A 661-nucleotide genomic window follows, 5' to 3' on the forward strand; every position below is an offset into this window, starting at 1 on the left:
GGTTGCCCTCTCAGGACCCGCGGCAACCGTCAGAGACGATCCGGCAGTCATCGTGTCGTATCTCGGCTAGCACATTGCTGGCAAACCGCATGGAGTTCCGATTGAACACTCACCAGCCAGATCTACTTCGGCAACCCAACTTGACCGCCGGTGTAGTGCATCCGTGGCATTTGGATCAATTCGGGCACATGAACGTTCGCGGCTATGCGCCCTTCTTCGATGACGCTTCCTTCCTGTTTTGGCATCAGTTGAAGCTGAGCCAGCAGAAGATGATCGATGAGTTCGGCGTTCATTCCGTCACACTCAGAGCTTCCACAGAATTTAAAGCCGAGCTGAAAAAGGGCGACTGCTTCTCTATCGTTGGATGCGTTCAAAAGGTTGGCAATAAGAGCGTGACGCTCCGATTTTCTATGGTGGACCAGAAGAGTGAAAGGCTTTTCGCCCTCTATGAGACCGTCGAGGTATTCGTCGAGGCGGAAGGCGGAACCTCGGTCTCAATTCCGCAGCCAATACGTGACCGGTTGTCGGAATTCCACAAGGAGGCCGGCGTCGGACTATGAGCAGTGGCGGGGGAGCAAAACGGGTGAAAAATGAGCCTCGCGCCGTCATGGGGGGGGCGTTCTCGTGGATTGACGTTCCGGCTGGTCACTCAGATGCAGAT

2 protein-coding genes are annotated in these 661 nt (G+C 55.2%); both read left to right on the plus strand.

Annotation, left to right across the window (positions count from 1 at the left end; genetic code table 11):
• Window positions 1-70, plus strand: a 70-nt coding sequence (locus EOA24_RS40090; RefSeq protein ID WP_133375064.1) for a hypothetical protein, incomplete at its 5' end; no start/stop codon positions are given.
• 118 nt (window positions 71-188) lie between these two features.
• Window positions 189-560 (plus strand): thioesterase family protein, encoded by a 372-nt coding sequence (locus EOA24_RS40095; RefSeq protein WP_127410930.1) that lies wholly within the window; start codon window positions 189-191, stop codon window positions 558-560.
• Window positions 561-661: the final 101 nt, after the last annotated feature.

This window comes from Mesorhizobium sp. M2A.F.Ca.ET.039.01.1.1 (assembly GCF_003998035.1).
Classification (GTDB): Bacteria; Pseudomonadota; Alphaproteobacteria; order Rhizobiales; family Rhizobiaceae; genus Mesorhizobium.

What these genes read in the sequence shown, in the direction of transcription:
- EOA24_RS40095 (WP_127410930.1), top strand. Translation starts at nt 189, where the DNA reads ATGAACGTTCGCGGCTATGCGCCCTTCTTCGATGACGCTTCCTTCCTG.